20 protein-coding genes are annotated in these 24,453 nt (G+C 35.3%); all 20 read left to right on the top strand.

The window, feature by feature from the left end; translation table 11 throughout:
- The first annotated feature begins 5 nt into the window (after positions 1-5).
- Complete coding sequence (gene tsf / locus BKP56_RS08890; RefSeq protein WP_072694741.1) at positions 6-890, top strand: translation elongation factor Ts; 885 nt, start codon at positions 6-8, stop codon at positions 888-890.
- Positions 891-1,036: 146 nt separating this feature from the next.
- The gene (gene pyrH, locus BKP56_RS08895) at positions 1,037-1,768 is read left to right on the top strand and encodes a UMP kinase (protein WP_072694742.1); all 732 of its coding nucleotides are present in this window, start codon (positions 1,037-1,039) and stop codon (positions 1,766-1,768) included.
- Positions 1,761-2,318: a ribosome recycling factor gene (gene frr, locus BKP56_RS08900; protein WP_072694743.1), complete on the top strand. Its 558-nt coding sequence runs from the start codon at positions 1,761-1,763 to the stop codon at positions 2,316-2,318. The genes pyrH and frr overlap by 8 nt, the downstream gene beginning before the upstream one ends.
- Before the next feature lie 433 nt (positions 2,319-2,751).
- Positions 2,752-3,492, top strand: a complete 741-nt coding sequence (locus BKP56_RS08905) for an isoprenyl transferase (RefSeq protein WP_072694744.1) — start codon at positions 2,752-2,754, stop codon at positions 3,490-3,492.
- Positions 3,493-3,517: 25 nt separating this feature from the next.
- On the top strand, positions 3,518-4,300 hold the full coding sequence (locus BKP56_RS08910) for a phosphatidate cytidylyltransferase (protein WP_072694745.1): 783 nt from the start codon (positions 3,518-3,520) through the stop codon (positions 4,298-4,300).
- Positions 4,301-4,326: 26 nt separating this feature from the next.
- Complete coding sequence (gene rseP / locus BKP56_RS08915; protein WP_072694746.1) at positions 4,327-5,598, top strand: RIP metalloprotease RseP; 1,272 nt, start codon at positions 4,327-4,329, stop codon at positions 5,596-5,598.
- A 23-nt stretch (positions 5,599-5,621) separates the two neighbouring features.
- Positions 5,622-7,331, top strand: coding sequence for a proline--tRNA ligase (locus BKP56_RS08920; RefSeq protein ID WP_072694747.1), 1,710 nt, complete (start codon positions 5,622-5,624; stop codon positions 7,329-7,331).
- Between the two features lie 181 nt (positions 7,332-7,512).
- A complete protein-coding gene (locus tag BKP56_RS08925) occupies positions 7,513-11,844 on the top strand; it encodes a PolC-type DNA polymerase III (RefSeq protein WP_072694748.1) in 4,332 nt (1,443 codons plus the stop codon).
- 156 nt (positions 11,845-12,000) lie between these two features.
- Positions 12,001-12,492: a ribosome maturation factor RimP gene (rimP, locus tag BKP56_RS08930; protein WP_072694749.1), complete on the top strand. Its 492-nt coding sequence runs from the start codon at positions 12,001-12,003 to the stop codon at positions 12,490-12,492.
- A 46-nt stretch (positions 12,493-12,538) separates the two neighbouring features.
- Positions 12,539-13,981 carry a transcription termination factor NusA gene (gene nusA / locus BKP56_RS08935; RefSeq protein WP_083540525.1) on the top strand — a complete coding sequence of 481 codons (1,443 nt, stop codon included), beginning with the start codon at positions 12,539-12,541 and terminating at the stop codon, positions 13,979-13,981.
- Between the two features lie 64 nt (positions 13,982-14,045).
- Positions 14,046-14,339, top strand: a complete 294-nt coding sequence (gene rnpM / locus BKP56_RS08940; protein WP_072694750.1) for an RNase P modulator RnpM — start codon at positions 14,046-14,048, stop codon at positions 14,337-14,339.
- On the top strand, positions 14,332-14,631 hold the full coding sequence (locus BKP56_RS08945; protein ID WP_072694751.1) for a L7Ae/L30e/S12e/Gadd45 family ribosomal protein: 300 nt from the start codon (positions 14,332-14,334) through the stop codon (positions 14,629-14,631). Before rnpM ends, BKP56_RS08945 begins: the two co-directional genes overlap by 8 nt.
- Positions 14,632-14,652: 21 nt before the next feature.
- Entirely contained in the window at positions 14,653-16,998 is a 2,346-nt protein-coding gene (infB, locus tag BKP56_RS08950; RefSeq protein ID WP_072694752.1) for a translation initiation factor IF-2, read from the top strand.
- A gap of 78 nt (positions 16,999-17,076) precedes the next feature.
- The gene (gene rbfA / locus BKP56_RS08955; protein ID WP_072694753.1) at positions 17,077-17,427 is read left to right on the top strand and encodes a 30S ribosome-binding factor RbfA; all 351 of its coding nucleotides are present in this window, start codon (positions 17,077-17,079) and stop codon (positions 17,425-17,427) included.
- A 147-nt stretch (positions 17,428-17,574) separates the two neighbouring features.
- A complete protein-coding gene (gene truB, locus BKP56_RS08960) occupies positions 17,575-18,492 on the top strand; it encodes a tRNA pseudouridine(55) synthase TruB (RefSeq protein WP_072694754.1) in 918 nt (305 codons plus the stop codon).
- A gap of 8 nt (positions 18,493-18,500) precedes the next feature.
- Positions 18,501-19,460, top strand: coding sequence for a riboflavin biosynthesis protein RibF (gene ribF / locus BKP56_RS08965; protein ID WP_072694755.1), 960 nt, complete (start codon positions 18,501-18,503; stop codon positions 19,458-19,460).
- A 151-nt stretch (positions 19,461-19,611) separates the two neighbouring features.
- A complete protein-coding gene (gene hrcA, locus BKP56_RS08970) occupies positions 19,612-20,640 on the top strand; it encodes a heat-inducible transcriptional repressor HrcA (RefSeq protein ID WP_072694756.1) in 1,029 nt (342 codons plus the stop codon).
- Positions 20,641-20,663: 23 nt separating this feature from the next.
- Entirely contained in the window at positions 20,664-21,227 is a 564-nt protein-coding gene (grpE, locus tag BKP56_RS08975) for a nucleotide exchange factor GrpE (protein ID WP_072694757.1), read from the top strand.
- Positions 21,228-21,287: 60 nt separating this feature from the next.
- A complete protein-coding gene (dnaK, locus tag BKP56_RS08980) occupies positions 21,288-23,123 on the top strand; it encodes a molecular chaperone DnaK (protein ID WP_072694758.1) in 1,836 nt (611 codons plus the stop codon).
- 175 nt (positions 23,124-23,298) lie between these two features.
- Positions 23,299-24,450, top strand: a complete 1,152-nt coding sequence (gene dnaJ / locus BKP56_RS08985) for a molecular chaperone DnaJ (protein ID WP_072694759.1) — start codon at positions 23,299-23,301, stop codon at positions 24,448-24,450.
- Positions 24,451-24,453: the final 3 nt, after the last annotated feature.

The raw sequence follows: 24,453 nt of genomic DNA on the forward strand, positions 1-24,453 counted from the left end.
TTACATTGGCAAACATTAAAGCAGCACAAGTAAAAGAGTTGCGCGATAAAACAGGCGTTGGAATGATGGACGCTAAGAAAGCACTAGTAGAAACAGATGGAGATTTAGATGCAGCAGTTGATTACCTGCGCGAAAAAGGCGTGTCTAAAGCAGCTAAAAAAGCAGACCGTATTGCGGCTGAAGGTTTAGCTAACGTTTATTCTAAAGGAAATTCTGCAGCAATTGCAGAAATCAACTCTGAAACAGATTTTGTTTCTAAAAATGAAAAATTCCAAAACTTAGTTAAAAACATTTCTAAAACAATTGTTGAAAATAAACCTGCCTCAGTTGAAGAAGCACTTGAAGTGAAAATGGAAGACGGTACGATTGGTTCAGTCATTACTGAAGCTACTCAAACTATCGGAGAAAAAATTACTTTGCGTCGTTTTGCAGTTTTAGAAAAAAATGATGGTGAAGTATTTGGCGACTATGAACATATGGGTGGCCGTATTACTGTACTAGCATTAATTGAAGGAACAGATAACGAAGAAGTTGCACGTAATGTTGCTATGCATATTGCTGCAATCAATCCTAAATACATTACTCGTGATGAAGTTCCTCAAGAAACACGTGATCACGAATTAAGTGTATTATCTGAACAAGCTAAAAATGAAGGTAAACCAGCTAATATTATTGAAAAAATGGTTCAGGGCCGCTTGAATAAATGGTTAGCTGAAATTAGTCTTGTAGATCAACCGTATGTTAAAGATTCAGATAAAACTGTTGGTCAATACCTAAAAGAAAATGGTGCAGCAGTCAAGTCATTTATCCGCTATGAAGTTGGAGAAGGAATCGAAAAACGTTCTGAAGATTTTGCGGCTGAAGTACAAAGTCAATTAGGCAAGAAGTAAAGTTAGTCTTTAAATTGGGTGGGGACGTGATCTTTAACGTTCCTGCCTTTTTTACAGTCTAATACATACTAAACCGCTTTTTTATAATGAACTATAAGAAGGAATATGGTAAAATAAATTTGTATGACTGATGGAGGGAAATCAAAATGGCAGAGCCGAAATATAAGAGAATAATACTGAAATTAAGTGGAGAAGCCTTAGCCGGGGATAGTGGGTTTGGTATTCAGCCTCCAACTATTGATGAGATTTGTCGAGAAATCAAAGATGTTCATGACCTTGGTATCGAAATCGCTATTGTTGTTGGTGGCGGAAACATTTGGAGAGGTCACGTAGGTTCTGAAATGGGAATGGAAAGATCGCAAGCAGATTATATGGGTATGATCGCAACCGTTATGAATGCACTAGCCTTACAAGATTGTCTGGAAAATACTGGTGTTCCTACACGTGTTCAAACATCAATAGAAATGAGACAAGTAGCTGAACCATATATTCGTAGAAAAGCGATTAGACATTTGGAAAAAGGTCGAGTCGTAATTTTTGCCGGTGGAATTGGAAGTCCTTATTTTTCAACGGATACTACAGCTGCGTTACGCGCGGCAGAAATTAATGCTGATGTAATTATGATGGCAAAAAACAACGTAGATGGTATCTATTCTGCTGATCCTAATGTTGATAAAACTGCAGTGAAATATGAAAAGCTTACATACCTTGAAATTATCAATCAGTCACTTCAAGTTATGGACACAACAGCTTCTTCATTGAGTATGGATAATGACATCCCATTAGTCGTATTCAATTTGAATCGAACAGGAAATATAAAACGTGTAGCTTTAGGAGAAACAATTGGCACAACCGTCAGGAGGACTCATAATGAGTGATAGTATATTAAAAGACACAGAAGCAAGAATGAAGAAAGCAGAACAAGCATATGTTAGAGAACTAGGTTCAATCAGAGCGGGGCGAGCAAATCCAAGTTTATTGAATCGTGTGAATGTAGAGTATTATGGAGCCGAAACGCCTTTGAATCAATTAGCTCAAATCTCAGTACCTGAGGCAAGAGTATTATTAATTACACCGTACGACCAAAATTCAGTAGGGGATATTGAAAAAGCTCTTAACCAGTCAGATATTGGTATTCCACCTTCAAATGACGGCACTGTCATTCGATTAGTTGTACCTGCTCTAACAGAAGAACGTAGAAAAGAAATTGCTAAGCAAGTAGGAAAAGAGGCTGAAAATGCTAAGATTTCTATTAGAAACATTAGACGTGATTCGATTGATTCACTAAAAAAAGCAGAAAAAAACGGTGATTTAACAAAAGATGATCTTAGAGATTTTGAGGAAAAAGTACAAAAACTGACAGATAACAGTGTAGCTGCAATTGACAAACTATCAGCTGAAAAAGAAAAAGAAATTTTAGATGTATAATTAAAAAATGCAAGGAGATTTTGATTATCTCCTTGCATTCTTTGTTTTAAATACATATGTGCGGACAAAAATTAACTATTTAATTAACTGAAGATTATGAAGTTTTAGCTTTGTAGTTTTTCAATAATAAATTTGTTTACTAATTTTGTAACTACGGTAGTTATTATTAAACCAATAATATAATTTTTTAACTTTGTTTTCAAATTAACTTCCTCCTCAAATATAATAGTGCAATTTATAGTATTATTATATCAAAATTACCTTATTTTGAATAATTTTTTGATTATGGTTCAGAATTAGACTAAACTATGGATATTGCATTTTATTAATAGCAACAAATCCTTATAAAAATTTTATATATTTTGATATGGTAATTTCAAATATTATTTACTACAATAGAGTAGATGTAGAATAAATACTTGGAGGTTTTGATGTGGGGGATTATCCACAGGTAGATACAGTAATTGAACAGATTCCTGACCACGTGGCAATTATTATGGATGGCAACGGCCGTTGGGCTCAGCAGACAGGTAAAGAGCGCAAGGAAGGTCATCAAGAAGGTATGGAAGCAATAAGACGCGTTACAATTCGAGCAAGCGAAAGAGGCATAAAGGTGTTAACTTTATACGCTTTTTCAACAGAGAATTGGAAAAGACCTCCCCAAGAAGTGAAGTTTCTTATGCAATTGCCTGTTAAATTTTTTGATCGATTTGTTCCAGAATTACAAGAAAATAATATTAAAGTAAACATGATTGGATTTAAAGATAAAGTACCTGGTTCTACAAAGAAAGCCATCGAAAAAGCTATTGATGAAACAAAAAATAATACTGGTATGATTTTGAATTTTGCTTTTAATTATGGTGGAAGAGCCGAAATAGTAGAAGCAACAAAATCACTTTTCGATAAAGTTTTAAGTGGACAGATAAATAAAAAAGATATATCAGAAGAGGTACTTCAGGCAGAATTACTTACAAATTCTATTACTCCATACGATGACGTAGATTTACTAATAAGAAGCAGTGGTGAACAAAGACTAAGCAACTTTTTACTATGGCAAAATGCATATAGTGAATTTTATTTTTCGAAATTGTTCTGGCCTGAATTTACAGGTGAGGTTTTAGATAAAGCTCTACTGGATTATCAATACAGAAGCCGTCGCTATGGGGCGATTTGATTAAAATAGATTCAGGAGGAGACGGATGAAACAGCGTTCTATGACAGCAATTATTGCTCTTTTATTTTTTGTACCGATTATTTATATTGGTTCATGGGTACTGGAAGGATTTATAGTTTTATTAGCTATCACTGCATTAATGGAAATTCATCAAATGAAGGGGATAAACCCTATTTCCATCCCTACCTTAGTTTCTTCAATAGCTCTTATATTTGTGATTTTATATAATAGAATATTAGAAGTTTTTCCAGTTTTACCAGAAAATGGTTCTTTATTTGCATTACTGATACTAATGCTGATATCACTGACCTTAGTTGTTAAAAATTATACAATCGAAGATGTTGGTATATCATTTGTGGGTATTTTATATATTGGCACAGGATTTCATTCTTTTATATTGATTAGAGAAACAAATATTCACTTATTGATATTGTCCTTACTGATCATTTGGTCAACAGATACAGGAGCGTATCTAGTTGGTAGGAAATTCGGGAAAACAAAACTTGCACCTCTTATTTCTCCAAACAAAACAATTGAAGGTTCTATCGGGGGTATTGTTATTGCAATGATCGTATCAGTTATTTATCTTTTATTATTCCCTACCAGTTGGCCGATCCTTTTAATGCTGCCATTAGTAGTAGTACTTTCAATTGCCGGACAAATTGGGGACTTAATTGAATCTGCGATTAAGCGACATTTTGGAACTAAAGATTCAGGTAATATACTACCTGGACATGGGGGTATTTTAGATCGTTTTGATAGTTTACTGTTCGTTTTATCAGTAATGTTTATTATGGGATTAGTATAATTACAAGGTATTAAAGGAGAGCATAAATGGTTAAAACTATATTAGTCTTTTTACTCGTTTTCGGTATTATCGTTATTGTGCATGAATTTGGTCACTTTTATTTTGCTAAAAGAGCGGGTATACTAGTAAGAGAATTTTCAATCGGATTTGGACCAAAGCTTTTTTATCATAGAAAAGGCGAAACAACTTATACTGTTCGATTACTTCCAGTTGGTGGATATGTAAGAATGGCAGGCTATGAAGAAGCTGATCTTAGAGCGGGAATGCCGGTCTCACTTTTTTTTAATGAAGAAAATAAAGTTGAAAAAATTGATCTTCAAAATAAGTTGCAGAATGTAAACAGTATTCCCATAGAAGTAACAAACTTCGATCTCGAAGAAAAATTATTTATAGAAGGCAGAATTGAAGGACAAGCTGACGAGGTGCACAGTTATTCTGTTACTCGAACCGCATTGCTCGTTGAAAAAGATGGAACGATTTTACAGATCGCACCGAAAGACAGACAATTTCAATCAGCATCTTTAATCAATCGAATGCTCACGAATTTTGCAGGACCCTTGAACAATTTTATATTGGCGATTATAGCTTTTAGTCTATTGGCTTTTATCCAAGGGTATGTACCATCAAGTGAAGCATTAATTGGAGAGGTTCAAGAAGATACGCCTGCAGCTGAGGCAAATGTTGAAAATGGGGATCGTATTCTTTCAATTGATAATACTGAAATTGATTCTTTTAATCAAATGGTTACTGTCGTAGGACAATCTCCTGAAACAGAGATGCTTTTCACAATTGAGAAGCAGAATGGAATGATTGTTGAAAAAAATATTACTCCAGAATCTGTAGACGATGGTCAAGGGAATCAAATTGGTAGAATCGGAGTTCAAACTTATCTCGATCGGTCTTTAAGTAGTAAAATAACCTATGGCTTTACACAATCATGGCAAATCATTTCACAAATTGTTGTTATATTAGGATCATTTCTAACAGGTGGATTCAGCATTGATAAACTGGGTGGTCCAGTGGCAATATTTGCGACAAGTCAGAATGTAGCTCAGGCTGGATTGTTTGGTATTATTAGCTTCATCGGTTACTTAAGTGTTAACCTTGGGATTATGAATTTATTACCTATCCCAGCGCTTGATGGAGGTAAATTACTTTTAAACATCGTTGAAGGCATTCGCAGGAAACCAATCAGTGAAGAAAAAGAGGGTATCATTACACTGATAGGGGTGGGATTTCTACTCGTTTTAATGCTAGCTGTAACATGGAATGATATTCAAACATTTTTCTTAAATTAGTAATTTTAAAGGAGATTTAATTCATGAAACAATCAAGACTATTTGTTCCAACTTTAAGGGACACGCCAAATGATGCTGATGTAATTAGCCATCAGCTCTTACTAAGGGCAGGATATATAAGACAATTATCCTCAGGAATTTATACGTATCTTCCATTAGCTCATAGAGTACTTGAAAAGATTAAAGCAATTATTAGAGAAGAAATGGATAAGATTGATGGTTCAGAAATGCTTCTGCCAACTTTATTGCCTGCTGATTTATGGAAAGAATCCGGTAGATATGAAACTTATGGCGAAGATTTGATTAAATTACAAGATCGACATGAACGTGATTTTATCTTGGGTCCAACACATGAAGAAACATTTACAAGTTTAATTAAAGATGAAGTGAAATCATACAAAAAATTACCATTAATGCTTTATCAGTTTCAGACAAAATTTAGAGACGAAAAAAGACCTAGATTTGGTTTAATGCGTGGTCGAGAATTTATTATGAAAGATGCTTATACGTTCCATGACAGTTACGAGAGTCTAGATGAATCGTACAATCAAATTGCTGAAGCGTATACCAATGCATTTAGCCGTGTTGGGTTGAATTTCCGATCAATTATCGGAGATGCCGGTGCAATGGGTGGAAAAGACTCCATTGAATTTATGGCATTGGCAGAAGCTGGAGAAGATGTAGTCGTCTACTCTGATTCAAGCGAATATGCTGCTAATTTAGAAATGGCGACGAGTCTTTACAAGTCTCAACCAAAAATAAAAGTTCAAAATGATATCGAACTAAAAGACACACCAGATACTAAAACTGTTAAAGAAGTGGCAGATTATTTAAATGTAAAACTTGATCAAGTATTGAAATCTGTTTTGTATGTTACTGATGAGCAAAAACCAGTACTCGCAATTGTTCGTGGGGATCACGAAGTGAATGAGGTAAAATTACGGACTATCGTAGGTGCTCAAGATATTGAGCCAGCTACAGATGACCAAGTAAAAGAACTGTTCCAAACAGTAGCAGGTTATGTTGGCCCCGTTAATTTAAATGAAGCAGTTACTGTTATAGCTGATTTATATGTTCAAGATATAGTAAATGCAGTATCAGGAGCGAATCAGGAAGGCAAACATTATATAAATGTAAACCCAGGCAAAGATTTCATACCTAATCAATATGCAGATGTGAGAGTCGTAAATGAAAATGAACCGTCTCCTGATGGCAGGGGTAAACTTAAATTTGCAAGAGGAATCGAAATTGGACACATATTTAAACTTGGTACAAGATACTCAGAGTCAATGAATGCAACTGTTCTAGATAATAATGGAAGACAAACTCCAGTAATCATGGGCAGTTATGGTATAGGTGTGAGTCGTTTGCTATCAGCGGTAGCCGAACAAAACGCTGACGAAAAAGGTTTGATATGGCCAAATTCAATTGCACCATTTGATGTGCATATCATACCGATTCAGGTGAAAGACGATGCACAAAGAGAATTAGCACATGAATTGTATGAAGTGCTTGAAGCTAAAGAACTCTCTGTATTGATTGATGACAGACAAGAACGTGCAGGGGTAAAATTTAAGGACGCTGAACTCATCGGTATTCCAGTGCGTATAACCGTTGGTAAAAAAGCTTCAGAAGGTATTGTAGAAGTGACGTTTAGAAAAAGCGGCGAAATGGTTGAAATTAAAAAAGATGATTTGATTGATACATTAAGCATTTTAAATCATAGTGAATAATTGTAGTTGAGGAGAAACCGAAGCAATTCATAATCGTTTTCTATTTTGAAGAGAAGAATCGTCACATTCATAACCTTGAAGAAACGATTCTCTTCTATAGAATAGACTATTTATTATGCCTGGCTTATTGATGGATTCTCCTTTTATTTGTAAGCAAAGATCGAGAAAGAGGGCACTTATTTTGAGTCTAAATCAGCAAGAATTATTTCAAACACTTCTTCAGCAAATCAATTTAAATCCAACCCCAGATCAGAGGATTGGATTAGAAGGCGGCTCAGTGGAATCAGTGATAGTCCACAAGCACTCTAAAACTTGGCAAATCACTTTGAAATTTGCTGATATTTTACCATTTGAGACATATATTTTGTTACATGATCAACTTCAAAGAGGCTTTAAAGAAATTGCTCAAATCGAATTAATTATTTTAACGAGTGAGCCGATTGTGACTAACGAAAAATTAATCAACTATTGGAGAATAGCCTGTAAGAAAAGCCAAGTTGATTCCCCATTATGTAATGATATATTTGAAAATAGCTATCCTGAATTAAAGGGACAGAAAGTGTTATTTTATATCGAACATGAGTTGACAAAAAACAAGTTTCAAGAAGATTTTTTCCCGAAAATAGCAGAACAATATATTAAAATGGGATTTCCGAAGCAATTCAAAATTGATGCAATAATTGATGAAAAAATTAGTGATGAGAAGTTAACTGCTTTCAAACAGCAAAAAGAAGAAGAAGATTTATTATTAGCTGAACGATTAACTAAAAATATTGAGCAAGCTAATATCAATAAAGAAAAAAGAAAAGAAGCAGCTCCATCAGGACCAGTTAAACTAGGCAGAAACATTCAAGAAAATGATCCGGTTCGACAAATGAGTACGATAGTTGAAGAAGAAAGAAGCGTTACTCTTGAAGGTTATGTTTTTGATGTCGAGGTAAGAGAATTGCGTTCTAAACGAAAATTACTGATATTCAAAATTACCGACTATACCTCTTCCTTTACCTGTAAGAAATTTTCCAATAATGCTTCAGATGAAGAAATATTTGAGAACATCAAAAAAGGTATGTGGTTGAAAGTTCGAGGCAGCGTTCAAGAAGATACATTTATGAGAGATTTAGTTGTTAATGCTCAAGATGTTCAGGAAACCAGCCATGTAGAAAGAGAAGATACACAACCAGCTGATGAAAAAAGGGTTGAATTACATGCGCATACAACAATGAGTCAAATGGATGCAACGATCACTGCAGCTGATTTAGTTGAACAAGCTGCTAAATGGGGACATAAAGCTATTGCAATTACCGACCACGGTGTCGCACAATCTTATCCAGATGCTCATACCACAGGCAAGAAGCACAATGTTAAAATCATTTATGGGCTAGAAGCAAACCTTGTTGATGATGGAGTTCCAATTGCTTATAACGTTTCAGATGATAACCTTCCGGAAGCTACATATGTAGTATTTGATGTGGAAACGACAGGATTATCTGCTATCTATGATAATATAATAGAGTTGGCAGCTGTTAAAATGCATAAAGGCAATATTATAGAAGAATTTCAGGAGTTTATTGACCCAGGTCATCCTTTATCTGATACCACAATCAATCTTACTGGAATAACAGATGATATGGTTAAAGGTTCTAAAACGGAAAAACAAGTACTAGAAGAGTTCAAGGCTTTTAGTGAGGGTTCGATATTAGTCGCTCATAACGCCAGCTTTGATATAGGATTTTTGAATACAGGTTATCAGAAAAATGAAATGCCTGTTTCCAAGCTTCCGGTAATTGACACGCTAGAACTTTCTAGATTTTTACATCCGACATTTAAAACACACCGCCTGAATACATTGGCGAAGCGTTATGGTGTGGCTTTAGAACAGCATCATAGGGCTATTTTCGATTCTGAAACGACCGCACATTTACTTTGGGCGTTTCTTAAAGAAGCTTCGGAAGAGTACTCAATTGAAATCCATCGTCAACTAAACGATTACATGGGCCAAGGTGATGCTTACAAAAGAACACGACCTAGTCATATTACAATACTTGCACAATCACAAATTGGATTGAAAAATCTATTTAAATTAATTTCAACTTCTTTAACTGAATATTTCTATAGAGTTCCTCGAGTACCAAGATCTCTACTTGAGAAATATAGAGAAGGTCTGATTGTAGGTTCTGGATGTGCTCAAGGTGAAGTGTTTGAAGCGATGATGCAAAAAGGATTTGATGAAACAAAAAAATTAGCTAGACATTATGATTATCTTGAAATTATGCCTAAAGGTGCTTACAAACATCTATTAGATCGTGAAATGATAAATTCTGAAAAAGATTTAGAAGATATCATATCAAACATTGTGAAAATTGGGGAAGAATTATCTATACCTGTAGTTGCTACTGGTAATGTACATTACGCAAACCCTGAAGATGCAATTTACCGTGATATACTACTTGAAACTTTAAACAAAGGCGGCTTTAATAAGTCTAAAAATCCTGAAGTTCATTTTAGAACGACTGATGAAATGCTAGAAGACCTATCTTTCTTAGGTAAATTAAAAGCTAAAGAAGTTGTAGTTACGAATTCTCAAAATATTGCTGCTAGTGTTGATGAAAACATTTCACCGGTTAAACACGACCTGTTTACTCCCAAAATGGAAGGATCAGAGCAAGAAATCCGTGAAATGAGTTATAACGAAGCACACCGGTTATACGGAGATCCACTACCTGAGATTATTGAAAAACGATTAGAGAAAGAACTGGACAGTATTATAGGTAATGGATTTTCTGTAATTTACTTGATATCTCAAAAGTTAGTTCATAAAAGCGTAAATGATGGATATCTTGTTGGATCACGTGGGTCAGTTGGATCAAGTTTTGTAGCAACTATGACGGGAATAACTGAAGTAAATCCTATGCCACCTCATTATCGCTGTCCTGGGTGTAAATTTTCTGAATTCTTCACTGAGGGCGAAGTAGGATCAGGATTTGACTTACCACCGAAGACCTGTCCAAATTGTGATCAGCAGATGGTAACTGACGGACATGATATTCCTTTTGAAACTTTCTTAGGCTTTAATGGAGACAAAGTTCCTGATATTGATTTGAATTTTTCAGGAGAATATCAAGCTAAAGCCCATCATTATACAAAAGAGTTATTTGGAGAAGAATATGTCTACCGGGCTGGAACAATTGGCACTATAGCAGATCGAACGGCTTTTGGATTTGTTAAAGGATATGAGAGAGATAATCAAATGACAATTCGTTCGGCTGAGATTGATAGACTAGCTAAAGGATTAACTGGAGTCAAGAGAACTACAGGCCAACATCCAGGAGGAATTATCGTAATTCCTGAATATATGGATGTATATGACTTTACACCAATTCAATATCCAGCAGATGATCAGAATTCAGATTGGAAGACAACTCACTTTGACTTTCATTCAATCCATGATAACGTTTTAAAATTAGATATATTAGGACACGATGATCCTACGATGATTCGAATGCTCCAGGATCTGTCAGGTATAGACCCTAAAACAATACCAGTTAACGATCCGGGTGTAATGCAGCTTTTCAGCGGTACAGAAGTATTAGGGGTAGATGAAAGTCAGATATATTCGAAAACAGGCACACTTGGCGTTCCTGAATTCGGAACGCGATTTGTTCGCCAAATGCTGGAGCAAACGAATCCAACAACTTTTGCAGAGTTACTACAGATCTCTGGTTTATCTCATGGGACAGATGTATGGCTTGGAAATGCTGAAGAGTTGATTCGCCAACAGAATATACCACTATCAGAAGTTATTGGCTGTCGAGATGATATCATGGTTTATCTGCAGCACAAAGGAATCGATGATAGTATTGCTTTTCAGATTATGGAACATGTTCGTAAAGGGAAAGGAATACCTGAAGAATGGCAGCAGATCATGCGTGAGAATAATGTACCGAAATGGTATATTGATTCATGCCTTAAAATTAAATATATGTTTCCTAAGGCTCATGCTACAGCATATGTTTTAATGGCATTACGAGTAGCTTATTTTAAAGTACATCATCCTTTATATTATTACGCTGCTTACTTTTCTATTCGTGCAAGTGATTTTGATCTTCAAGCGATGAGTCAAGGAAAAGCTTCAATAAAGGCAAAAATGAAAGAAATAACAGATAAAGGGTTAGATGCTTCGACAAAAGAAAAAAATCTACTAACTGTGCTTGAATTAGCGAACGAAATGGTTGAAAGAGGATTTAACTTCAAAATGGTAGATATTGAAAAATCACATGCTTCAGATTTTATTATTGAAGGGGATTCTTTACTAGCTCCTTTTCGATGTGTACCTTCATTAGGTGGAAGCGTAGCAAATGCAATTGTTGAAGCGAGAGAAGAAAGTCCATTTCTTTCTAAGGAAGATCTTTCAAAAAGAGGAAAAGTATCTAAAACAGTAATTGAGTATATGGATTTAAATGGTGTATTAGAACATCTCCCAGACGAAAACCAATTATCTTTATTTGATATTTAATATATATTTTGATTTTTCTAAAGACTGTGAAATAGCATGCAAGTTGCGTATATAGGGGATATATGGTAAAATAGTCTATGAGTAAAGTAATATTCTTTTAGAGTGAGCGCATTCCGCTCACTCTTTTTAATGAAAAAATGAAAATTAGCCATAAAAATGATTGAGAGGAGATGCTTTTTGAGTACAGTAGATAAAGTAACAGCCATTGCGGATCCGATTGCACAACAAATAGGATATGAGCTGGTTGATGTTGAATATGTTAAAGAAGGTAAAAATTGGTTCTTACGTTTATATATAGATAAAGACGGTGGCATTGATCTGGACGATTGTACTCGTTTCAGCGAGAAAATAGGAGAAACATTGGATTCACAGAAAGTTGATCCAATTCCCCATCCTTATTATCTGGAAGTATCCTCACCTGGTGCAGAAAGACCTTTAAAAAAAGAAAAAGATTTTGAAGAAGCACTAGGTCAATATATACATGTTTCTTTGTACCAGCAGATTGAAAGTGAAAATACATTTGAAGGCACTTTGAAAGAATTGAACGAAGACTCACTCACATTAGTTATCAGAATCAAGACTAGAGAGAAAGAGTTAGTAATTGACAGATCCAATATTGCTAAAGCAAGATTAGCTATTAAATTCTGATTTTGTTTGTTCTTAGATGAAAAAAATTAATAAAGGGAGTAAAATGATGAGTAAAGAGTTAGTAGCAGCCCTTGAAACACTTGAAAAAGAAAAAGGTATTTCCAAAGAGGTCGTTATTGAGGCATTAGAAGCTGCATTAGTTTCTGCATATAAACGTAATTATGGAACAGCTCAGAATGTCGAAGTTGAATTTGATGATGACAACGGAGAAATCAAAGTATATCAAGTCAGAGAAGTTTCGGAAGAAGTATATGATTCACAATTAGAAATTAGTTTGACTGATGCGCTTGAAATCAACAAAGCTTATGAAGTCGGTGATAAGATAAGATTCGAAGTCACACCAAAAAACTTTGGTAGAATTGCTGCCCAAACAGCTAAACAAGTGATTATGCAAAGAATGCGCGAAGCTGAACGCTCAATAGTATATAATGAGTATATTGAGTATGCTGATGATTTGATGACTGGAACGGTTGAAAGACAAGATAATCGTTTTATATATATCAATTTAGGTAAGGTTGAAGCTGTTTTATCAAAACGTGATCAGATAGAAAATGAACGTTACCATACACATGACCGCATCAAGGTATATGTAAGTAATGTTGAAAACTCTACTAAGGGACCACAAGTATTTGTCAGTAGAACCCATCCAAATTTGATTAAACGTCTTTTCGAACAAGAAGTACCCGAAATTTTCGATGGTACAGTGGAAGTTGTATCAATAGCTCGCGAAGCAGGAGATCGCTCTAAAATTGCTGTTATGTCTCGAGACGAAAATGTAGACCCAGTTGGAACTTGTGTTGGACCAAAAGGAACTCGAGTACAAGCAATCGTTAATGAGTTGAATGGTGAGAATATGGATATTGTAGAATGGGATGAAGATCCAGCAATATTTATCAAAAATGCATTGAATCCTGCTCAAGTGCTTGAAGTAATGTTTGATAAAGAAAATAAAAGTTGTGTAATCGTAGTTCCAGACTATCAGCTTTCTTTAGCAATTGGTAAAAGAGGACAAAATGTTCGTCTGGCTGCTAAATTAACAGGTTTTAAGATTGATATCAAATCAGAAAGCGATATGAGTAACTTGGAAGAAGAAGCTGAAGATCTAACAAATGACTCATTTTTTGAAGCGTTGAATGATGGAGAAGAAGTAGCAGAGCAAGAGGTAGATTCTTTGGAAAATCCAGATCAATCTTTCTTTGATGCTGCGGCCGGTGTAGACGTTGAAGATATAGACGAAATACAAGTTTCAGATGCAGCAAATAATAATTCAGATATATATGCTGAAGAAGTGGCAACTGGGATGGACCAACAACCATTAGACCCATTAAATGATGGTGACTTTGAAAAAGGTGAATTAAATCCAGAAGACATGGAAGATATGATTCAATCCGCAGAAAAAAGAGATGGTATGGATGAAGAAATCGATGCTGAGATTGATATAGATGAAATTGAAGAAATCAGCGAAGAAACTGATGAAGAGAACTCTTAATTCAAACTGTCTGACAGATGTAGTCTAAAGTAGTTTGTTAAGTTTTGTTAAAGGTGGGATGAGTATGCGGCAACGTAAAGTTCCAATGAGAAAATGTGTGGCTTCTAACGAAATGAAGCCAAAAAAAGAGATGGTACGATTGGTCAGAGATAAAGAAGGAAATGTTTCAATTGATCCCACTGGGAAAAAAAATGGACGAGGGGCTTATATTTCTCTTGATCCAATCCTAGTAAAGCAAGCTCAAAATAAAAACTCTCTTGATCAAGCGCTGAACACGAAAATAGATGCAGCTTTTTATGAAGAATTACTCTCTTATGTAGAGTATCAAAAAGCAAGATCGGAATTGAAAAATGGATAATAAGCAAAAAAGTTTAAATTTACTTGGTCTTGCTCAACGTTCAGGTAATTTAATTTCAGGAGAAGCATTAGTACTCAATGCTGTCAGAAGTCATGAAGCTAAAGTTGTTGTACTAGCTTCTGATGCAAGTGAAAATACAGTAAAGCAATTTTTGAATAAATGTGAACACTATCGTATCCCAGTGCTGACTGACTTTAGTCGTGGAGATTTATCGAAAGCTATCGGGAAAATACGAACAGTGGTTGCAATTACAGACGGAGGATTTGCACAGTCCCTTCAAAAATTGCAATAATAGGAATAGGAAGGTGATTGCATGGGCAAAAAACGCGTCTATGAATTTGCAAAAGAAAAAAATGTCGAAAGTAAGAAAATAATCGAAAAGGCTAAAGAAATAGGTATCGATTATAAGAGTCATATGTCTACGATGAATGACAGTGATGTTGAAAAACTGAATAAAGCTTTAGCTGTTAAACCCGCTTCTGCTACAACTAGTCAACCAGCTGGAAATAAAACTAAAGCACCAAATAAAAATACTCAAACGAACAATAATTCAAAAAAATCGAATAACTCTGTCAGAAACCAGTCGAATACTCAAAAAGAAAATCGTGCTGGTGCTGATAAATCTCAAAATAGTAAAGGACAAAATAACATACAAACACAAAATCGAGCAACAAAAAAACCGAATAATACTCAAAGCAAAAACACTCAAAAAACAACTCAAGAACCAACTGTTCAAAAAAGAACAACAGATGAACAACAAAAACAGCAATTTCAACAATCTAAAAAAAGAAGAAGTTCTCGTCAACATCGTGGAATAAATGGTGGACCAGCTGGTAGAAAGCGCAAAGGCAAAAAGAATCAGCAGCAGTCTCAAGCTACTCCAACTCCACGTAAAGTAAGAGAATTGCCAAAAGTATTAGAGTATACTGATGGTAATACAGTAGCTGAGATCGCTAAGAAAATTCATCGCGAACCTGCTGAAATCGTTAAAAAACTTTTCTTGATGGGTGTCGTTGCTACTCAGAATCAGTCATTAGATAAAGATACGATTGAGTTACTTGCGGCTGACTATGGAATTGAAACAGAAGAAAAAGTACAAGTAGACTTAACTGATTTTGATACCTTTTTCAATCAGGAAGTTGTTGAAGAAAATTTAGTAACTCGACCTGCCACAGTTACAATTATGGGACATGTTGACCACGGTAAAACAACTTTATTGGATACGTTACGTCATACTAACGTAACGGAAGGTGAAGCTGGAGGAATTACCCAGCATATTGGAGCTTATCAAGTTGAAGAAAAAGGTAAATTGATAACTTTCTTGGATACACCTGGACATGCTGCATTTACCACAATGCGTGCTCGTGGAGCTGACATTACAGATATTGCTATAATTGTTGTAGCAGCAGATGATGGCGTTATGCCGCAAACAGTTGAAGCAATAAACCACGCAAAAGCTGCTGAAGTTCCAATTATTGTAGCAGTTAATAAAATAGATAAGCCAGGTGCTAATCCTGACCGAGTAATGCAAGAATTGACAGAATATGAATTGATTCCTGAAGATTGGGGTGGAGATACTATATTCGTACAGATTTCTGCCTTATTCAATAAAAACCTAGAAGAACTATTAGATATGGTTTTATTAGTAGCAGAAATCGAAGAACTCAAAGCTGATCCTAAGCGCCCGGCACTTGGTTCTGTCATTGAAGCAAGATTAGATAAAGCTAAAGGCCCTATTGCGACTCTACTAGTCCAAGAGGGAACACTATCTCAAGGTGATCCGATTGTTGTAGGAAACGCTTTTGGGCGTGTCCGCACAATGACAAATGATAAAGGACGTAGAGTGAAACATGCTTCACCATCTACACCGGTTGAAATTACAGGGTTAAATATTGCTCCACAAGCTGGTGATCGTTTTGTGGTCTTTGAAGATGAGAAAACAGCTAGACAAGTTGGAGAGTCAAGAGCTACTGCGGCTAACGAAGCAAAACGTTCTACAACAAATAAAGTAACTCTTGAGAATCTGTTTGAAAGTCTTGAAGAAGGCGAGATCAAAGCAGTAAATGTTATCATTAAAGCAGATGTGCAAGGATCCGTTGAAGCGTTAGCTTCAAGTCTTCAGAAAATTGAAGTTGAAGGTGTGAAAGTCAATATTATTCATACTGGAGTTGGAGCAATTAATGAAAGTGATGTTACCCTTGCTTCTGCAAGTTCTGCGATTATCATTGGCTTTAACGTTCGCCCAACAGTTCAGGCAAGCGAAAGTGCTAACCGTGAAGAAGTAGATATTAGAACTCATCGAGTAATCTACAATGCGATTGATGAAATCGAATCAGCTATGACAGGTATGCTGGATCCGGAATTTGAAGAACAAGTTACTGGACAAGCAACTGTTAGAGAAACCTATAGTGTTTCTAAGGTAGGAACGATTGCTGGTTGTTTCGTAAGCGATGGTGTAATCAAACGTAACAGCTCAATTCGTTTAGTTCGTAATGGAATTGTTCAATATGAAGGCGAATTATCTAGCTTAAAACGATTTAAAGATGATGCAAAAGAAGTAAGAACTGGTTTTGAATGTGGAATAACAATAGAAGGTTATAACGATATCAAAGTTGATGATGTTATCGAAGCATTTGAAATGGTTGAAATCGAAAGATAATCCTATATTATTAAATGTATTCGTATATTATTTATGAAATACATTGTTTAAAACAGATCAAAGGACAGGTGAGCAAATATGCCAAATTATAGAGTTGGTCGAGTCTCCCAGGAAATCCAAAGAGAAGTTAATGATATCTTGCAAAAAAGAGTAAGAGATCCAAGAGTTCAAGGGATTACAATTACTGATGTGGAAGTTACTGGAGATCTACAGCAAGCTACAGTATATTACAGTACTCTAAGTGAAGATGAAAAAACTGTTTCTGAAACTCAAGAAGGCTTGGTTAAAGCTAAAGGATTGATCAGAAAAGAATTGGGAAGTCGTTTATCTATTCATAAAACGCCTGAATTATTTTTCGCTAGAGACGAATCTGTAGCATATGGAAATCACATTGATGAATTATTGAATCAGTTAAAAAATAATGATTAAATAAGTGATATTCATTTTTATTATTAATTGATCTAAATGGAAAGAGAATCAGTTGTCTTTATTGACATGGGTTCTCTTTTTCCATGTATGGTCAATTTACATATCTGAATAAGGTATACGTAATTAACAAGTAGTGGAGGGGTTCGTTTGGAAGGAATCATACCTTTGTGGAAAGAAAAAGGGATGACTAGTCATGATTGTGTTTTTAAAATGAGGAAAATTTTAAAAACTAAAAAGATTGGACATTCAGGAACGTTAGATCCTGACGTAGAAGGTGTATTACCAATTGCGATAGGAAAAGCAACAAAAGTTTTGGAATATATGGTGAACTCTAAGAAGACATACGAGGGTGAAATTACCCTTGGGTATTCCACAACAACTGAGGACGGTTCAGGAGAAACCGTTCTAAGTAAAACAGTTGACGACCAATTGAAATTAGAGGATATTGATAAAGCGATGGATTCTTTCATTGGTGAAATTATTCAAACCCCTCCAATGTATTCTGCTGTAAAAGTAAATGGTAGAAGGTTATATGAATATGCAAGAGCTGGAGAAACAGTTGATAGACCATCAAGGTCAGTCAACATCTATAACTACGAGCGAATATCTAATATTTCCTACAATAGTGAAGAAAGTACTGCTTCTTTTGCATTCAAAGTAAGTTGCAGTAAAGGGACATACGTAAGGACATTGGCAGTTGATACGGGAGAATATTTAGGGTATCCATCACATATGTCTAAATTGACGAGAACAGAAAGTGGCGGATATCACTCATCTGATTCTTTCACTTTAGCGCAAGTTAAGCAAGCTATGGACAATTCGGAACTAGAAAAAATAATTAATCCTTTAGAATCTGCTTTAACTTCTTTTTCAGCGTATCATCTGAATGAAGAAGAGTGGTCTAGAGTAAAAAATGGATCTTTGATTCCTAAAAATCAAGTTCCAGAAAATATCAAAATGCCGGTAGTATTTTATCTAAAACAAAAAGCTGTTGCGATTTATTCGGATCATCCAAATAAATTAGACTTATTAAAACCAGTTAAAGTATTAAGAACAGAATTGTAGGTGACAACGTGGACATTATTAAAATTCATCATCCATATGATCCATCAGAAATTATCCAGGAAGATATTGTCTTGATTCTCGGATTTTTTGATGGCATTCATAAAGGACATCAGAAAGTTATTGAAACAGGAGTGGAAATTGCAAACGAAAGAGGTATAAAAGCAGCATTGATGACTTTCAATAGACACCCCGCTTTTGTATATAAGAAATTTGATCCTGAATATCATTCTTATCTGACAACAATGGAAAGAAAAGAGAAACTGATTGCAGAACTGGGAGTAGATATTTTGTATGAAGTAGATTTTACATCTAGTTTCGGTTCATTACCACCTCAAGAATTTGTAGATCAGTATATCGTAGGTTGGCATGCCAAAGCAGTCGTTGCTGGATTTGATTATACTTATGGTAAAGCGGATATCGCTAATATGGACAACCTTGACCAGTATGCTAAAAATAGATTTGATATTTTCAAAATAGAAAAACAAGATGATTCGAACCAGAAAATCAGCTCTTCACGAATTAGACAAGCTATCCTTGACGGAAAGTTAACGAAAGCAAATGAGCTACTTGGATATTTATATGAAACGAGCGGATTTGTCATACATGGTGATGCAAGAGGAAGAACACTAGGCTATCCGACCGCCAATATATTGTCAGATCCAGATGTGTTTATGCCTAAAATCGGAGTATATGCAGTCAAGTTGTTCGTAAATAATGTCTGGTATGACGGGATGGCTTCCATTGGATATAATCCCACATTCGGATATAGAAAAAATCTTTCTGTTGAAGTTCATTTGTTTGATTTTAAAAATGAAATTTATGGGGAAAATGTACGAATAAAATGGGTTAAATATCTTAGAGATGAAATTAGATACGACTCTATAGAGTCTCTAATCAAGCAATTACAACAAGATGAAATAGATTCTAGAGAAGTTTTGGCAAAGGTCAAAACAAATCAAATTTTATAGTTGACAAGTTGATGCTCTTTTGTTAAATTATAAATGTGTTAGCACTCGGATAAGTCGAGTGCTAATTTAATGAGAATAGTATATTGTTATATGATTCTCGAACAACTAAAAAATTAAGATGTCTCTAACCGTGCTTAGGGAGATGATGCACATGTTGACAGAGAGACAATTGATCATTCTGGAGACTATCATTAGGCTTTTCACTTCAACGAGTCTGCCAGTAGGATCCAAAAAGTTAGTAGACGAAACAAATATCGAAGCTAGCTCTGCAACAATCAGAAACGAAATGAGTTCTCTTGAAAAAATGGGATTTATAGAAAAAACACATTCTTCTTCAGGAAGAATTCCATCCTTAAAAGGGTATCGTTTTTATATAGATCATCTTATTCAACCTAAACAAGTTGAAAAGGATCAGATTGTTATGATCAACAAAGCATTCGGTAATCATGTTCGTCAGATGGATGACTTATTTCATCAGTCTGCTCAGTTATTGTCACAATTGACAAGTTATACTGCTTTTGTCTTAGGGCCTCAAGGAAAAACAAGTAAGTTAACCGGCTTTAGGTTAGTTTTACTGAATAATCATCAAGTTATGGCTATCATTCAAACTGATACTGGTGCGATAGAAAATACTGTTTTTCGCATTTCAAAGCAAGTGAATGAATCAGATATTGAAAAAGTAACAAATATATTCAATCAACATTTAGTTGGATATTCTTTGTATGAAGTCTACTTTAAGCTTCAAAACGATATACCGTTATTAGTAGAAAAGTATGCTTCATCAGCAAAAGATATGTTAATAACAATCGAAGAAGTCTTTGGACAGCCTAAAGAAGATCGATTGCATATATCTGGTAAGACAAACTTGCTTGATTTCACTGATCATATGGATAGGAAGAAATTGAAGTCATTATATGAATTATTAGATAATGAGTTAGATTTGAATAGAATATTAAGTAAAGCAACACAAGATTTTGAAGTGAAGATCGGAACAGAATTGAATCATGAGTTATTTGATGATTTCAGTTTAGTCACAGCTACCTATAAAGTAGATGGTCATGGTGATGGAATCATAGCGGTATTAGGACCAACAAGTATGCCATATGCTCAGACATTTGGAGTATTGGAAGTTTTCAGGAAGCAACTAGCAGATACTTTACTCAAGTTTTATTTAGAATAGAGATTTAAAAGTGAGGGACAATAATGAAGGAAAAGAATGAAGAAATGAATAGTCGTTCTAATGAAGAACTGGAAGATCAAATCCTTGAAGAAGAAACAGCAGAACAAGCTGAGGTTAATGAAGAAGATCCGATTCAAGCAGAACTTGAACAGACTAAACAGCAGTTAAGCGAAACAGAAGATCGTTATTTAAGATTACAAGCTGAACTGGCAAATATTCAAAAAAGGAATCAGCGAGACAGAGAACTGGCAACTAGATATCGTTCTCAAGATCTTGCTAAAAACTTATTACCCGCTCTTGATAATATGGAACGAGCACTTACAATTCAAGTAGAAGATGAAGCTGGTAAAAACCTTAAAAAGGGTGTTGAAATGGTAATTGAAAGTATTGACCAAGCTCTTAAGTCAGAAGGAATTGAAGTTATTGATGCTGAGGGCAAACCTTTTGATCCAAATTATCATGAAGCATATACACAAGTGCCGGCGGATAGTGAAGAGGACAGTGGAACAGTCGCACAGGTTTTCGAAAAAGGTTATAAACTGCATGATCGTGTATTACGTGCAGCAAAAGTCGCTGTCTATCAGTAAATTCTAAAATCAGATTCAAAAATTAAAACAAAAAATTTATGAAGTAAAGGTGAGTATATCATGGGAAAAATTATTGGTATTGATTTAGGAACAACAAACTCTGCAGTAGCGGTTCTTGAAGGTGGAGAATCTAAAATTATTCCGAACAAAGAAGGGAACCGAACAACACCTTCTGTTGTTTCATTCAAAGATGGAGAAATTCAAGTTGGAGAAGTAGCTAAAAGACAAGCTATCACTAACCCAAATACAGTCATTTCAATTAAACGCCACATGGGTGAAGATTATAAAGTTGAAGCTGAAGGAAAAGAATATTCGCCTCAACAAGTGTCAGCTTTCATTCTTCAACATCTAAAAGCTTATGCGGAAGACTATCTTGGTGAAGAAGTAACAAATGCAGTTATCACTGTACCTGCTTACTTCAACGATTCTCAACGTCAAGCTACAAAAGATGCTGGTAAAATTGCGGGATTAGAAGTAGATCGTATCGTTAATGAACCAACTGCTGCATCTCTAGCTTATGGGTTAGACAAGGTTGATACAGATGAAAAAATTCTGGTTTTTGACTTAGGTGGAGGAACTTTCGATGTTTCTATTCTTGAATTAGGAGATGGAGTATTCGAAGTAATGTCTACTGCTGGTGATAACCGATTAGGTGGAGATGACTTCGATGAAAAAATCATTGATTACCTTGTTGCTGAATTCAAAAAAGAGAATGGGGTAGACCTTTCAAAAGATAAAATGGCGTTACAACGTCTGAAAGATGCTGCTGAAAAAGCTAAAAAAGATTTATCAGGTGTATCTTCAACTCAAATTAGTTTACCATTCATTAGTGCGGGAGAAGCAGGACCACTTCATTTAGAAGTAACATTAACACGTGCTAAGTTTGATGAAATTACTGATGATTTAGTTGAAAGAACAAAACAACCTGTTCGTCAAGCACTTAAAGATGCGGGTCTTTCTCAATCAGATATTGACCAAGTTATTCTTGTTGGTGGATCTACTCGTATTCCTGCTGTTGTTGATGCAGTGAAAAAAGAAACAGGTAAAGAACCTAACCGTTCTGTAAACCCTGATGAAGTTGTAGCTATGGGAGCTGCTATCCAAGGTGGAGTGATTTCTGGTGATGTTAAGGATATCGTGTTATTAGATGTAACGCCTTTATCACTAGGTATTGAAACAATGGGTGGCGTGTTTACAAAATTGATCGATCGTAACACTACGATTCCAACAAGTAAATCTCAAACTTTCTCAACTGCTGCTGACAATCAACCAGCTGTAGATGTACATGTACTTCAAGGTGAGCGTCCAATGGCTAAAGATAATAAAACTTTAGGACGTTTCCAATTAACTGATATACCAGCTGCACCTCGTGGTGTACCTCAAATCGAAGTTAAATTTGATATTGATAAAAATGGTATCGTGAATGTATCTGCTAAAGATTTAGGTACTGGTAAAGAACAAAATATTACAATCAAATCTTCTTCAGGTCTTTCTGATGAAGAAATTGAACGCATGGTCAAAGAAGCTGAAGAAAATGCTGAAGCAGACAAAAAACGCAAAGAAGAAGTTGAAATCCGTAATGAAGCAGATCAGTTAGTTTTCCAAATTGATAAAACATTGAAAGATTTAGATGGCAAAGTCGATGAAGCTGATGTTAAAAAAGCTGAAGAAGCTCGTGATGAATTAAAAACTGCTTTAGAGAATGATGATTTCGAAGCAATTAAATCTAAAAGAGATGCATTGAACGAAATCGTTCAAGAAATGTCAGTTAAACTTTACGAACAAGCAGCAGCTGAGCAAGCTGAAGCACAAGGTGGAGAAGCTGGTAGTGAAGGAACTTCAGACGATGGAGTTGTAGATGCTGAATTTGAAGAAGTTGACGATGAAGATAAATAAATTTCTTTAAAGGGAAATAACTTACTACCTAAAATAGAGGTAGTAGTAAGTTGACTAAGCAGACGAATAGTTCAAATAAAAAGCCAAAGCTTAGTGCTTTTGGCTTTTTATTCTAAGTATAGTATAGTCATATATAGAATACATCTAGCAACTCTTTAGAGTATGGAGGAATAAAATGCCGGCAAAAGAAGATTATTATGATCTTTTAGGGGTATCAAAAGATGCCTCAAAAGATGAAATAAAAAAAGCATATAGAAAATTATCAAAAAAGTATCATCCAGATATTAGTGAAGAATCAAATGCTGATGAAATGTTCAAAAAAATCACTGAAGCTTATGAAGTATTAAGTGATGAACAAAAACGAGCTGCTTATGATCAATACGGACATGCTTCTACTGATCCAAATTTTGGAGCTGGTGGCGGATTTGGTGGAGCTGGCGGCTTCGGCGGCGGTGGATTTGAAGATATATTTGAACAATTCTTTGGTGGTGGCGGAAGAAGATCCAGAAATCCTAATGCTCCCATGCAAGGAGAAGATCTTCAATATGTTTTAGATCTTAAATTTGAAGAAGCTATTTTTGGGAAAGAAACTACGATTCGTTATAGAAGAGAAGAAGAATGTAACAACTGTGGCGGTAGTGGCGCAAAACCTGGTACTAGTCCTCAAACATGTTCTCAATGTGGTGGTGCAGGAGCTATCAACGTAGAAAGAAATACTCCATTTGGTCGTGTGATGACGCAACAGACTTGTCCAACTTGTCATGGAACTGGTCAGGAAATCAAAGAAAAATGTGAAGTTTGTCATGGAACTGGACATACTAAAGAACAGCATTCTGTAAAAGTTACAGTACCAGCTGGTGTTGAAGATGGAAACCAAATGCGTCTTCAAAATCAGGGAGATGCTGGGAAAAACGGTGGACCTTACGGGGACCTTTATGTAGTCTTTAGAGTAGCATCATCTGATCAATTCAAAAGAAGAGGTACGGAGATCTATTACGAATTACCAATCAATATGGTTCAAGCAACATTAGGAGATGAACTTGAAGTTCCCACTGTCCATGGTAAAGTTAAATTTAAGATACCTTCAGGTACTCAGCCAGGTACTACTTTCCGCTTAAAAGGAAAAGGAGCACCACGCTTACGTGGAACAGGTAACGGAGATCAGCATATCACAGTAAATGTTGAGATTCCTAAAAAAATAAATCAAGAACAAGCTGAACAGCTAAGAAAATTTGCTAAAGTTAGTGAGTATGATGAGATTATTGAACAAGATGAAGGTTCGTTTTTTTCAAAGGTAAAGGATGCCTTCAAAGATAAGCATAAGTAACAA

Origin of the sequence: Marinilactibacillus sp. 15R (genome assembly GCF_001895285.1) — a bacterium.
Classification (GTDB): Bacteria; Bacillota; Bacilli; order Lactobacillales; family Carnobacteriaceae_A; genus Marinilactibacillus; species Marinilactibacillus piezotolerans.

What these genes read in the sequence shown, in the direction of transcription:
- pyrH (WP_072694742.1), top strand. Translation starts at nt 1,037, where the DNA reads ATGGCAGAGCCGAAATATAAGAGAATAATACTGAAATTAAGTGGAGAA.
- rnpM (WP_072694750.1), top strand. Translation starts at nt 14,046, where the DNA reads ATGCGGCAACGTAAAGTTCCAATGAGAAAATGTGTGGCTTCTAACGAA.
- BKP56_RS08945 (WP_072694751.1), top strand. Translation starts at nt 14,332, where the DNA reads ATGGATAATAAGCAAAAAAGTTTAAATTTACTTGGTCTTGCTCAACGT.
- rseP (WP_072694746.1), top strand. Translation starts at nt 4,327, where the DNA reads ATGGTTAAAACTATATTAGTCTTTTTACTCGTTTTCGGTATTATCGTT.
- dnaK (WP_072694758.1), top strand. Translation starts at nt 21,288, where the DNA reads ATGGGAAAAATTATTGGTATTGATTTAGGAACAACAAACTCTGCAGTA.
- infB (WP_072694752.1), top strand. Translation starts at nt 14,653, where the DNA reads ATGGGCAAAAAACGCGTCTATGAATTTGCAAAAGAAAAAAATGTCGAA.
- nusA (WP_083540525.1), top strand. Translation starts at nt 12,539, where the DNA reads ATGAGTAAAGAGTTAGTAGCAGCCCTTGAAACACTTGAAAAAGAAAAA.
- dnaJ (WP_072694759.1), top strand. Translation starts at nt 23,299, where the DNA reads ATGCCGGCAAAAGAAGATTATTATGATCTTTTAGGGGTATCAAAAGAT.
- hrcA (WP_072694756.1), top strand. Translation starts at nt 19,612, where the DNA reads ATGTTGACAGAGAGACAATTGATCATTCTGGAGACTATCATTAGGCTT.
- rbfA (WP_072694753.1), top strand. Translation starts at nt 17,077, where the DNA reads ATGCCAAATTATAGAGTTGGTCGAGTCTCCCAGGAAATCCAAAGAGAA.
- grpE (WP_072694757.1), top strand. Translation starts at nt 20,664, where the DNA reads ATGAAGGAAAAGAATGAAGAAATGAATAGTCGTTCTAATGAAGAACTG.
- rimP (WP_072694749.1), top strand. Translation starts at nt 12,001, where the DNA reads ATGATTGAGAGGAGATGCTTTTTGAGTACAGTAGATAAAGTAACAGCC.
- frr (WP_072694743.1), top strand. Translation starts at nt 1,761, where the DNA reads ATGAGTGATAGTATATTAAAAGACACAGAAGCAAGAATGAAGAAAGCA.
- BKP56_RS08920 (WP_072694747.1), top strand. Translation starts at nt 5,622, where the DNA reads ATGAAACAATCAAGACTATTTGTTCCAACTTTAAGGGACACGCCAAAT.
- BKP56_RS08910 (WP_072694745.1), top strand. Translation starts at nt 3,518, where the DNA reads ATGAAACAGCGTTCTATGACAGCAATTATTGCTCTTTTATTTTTTGTA.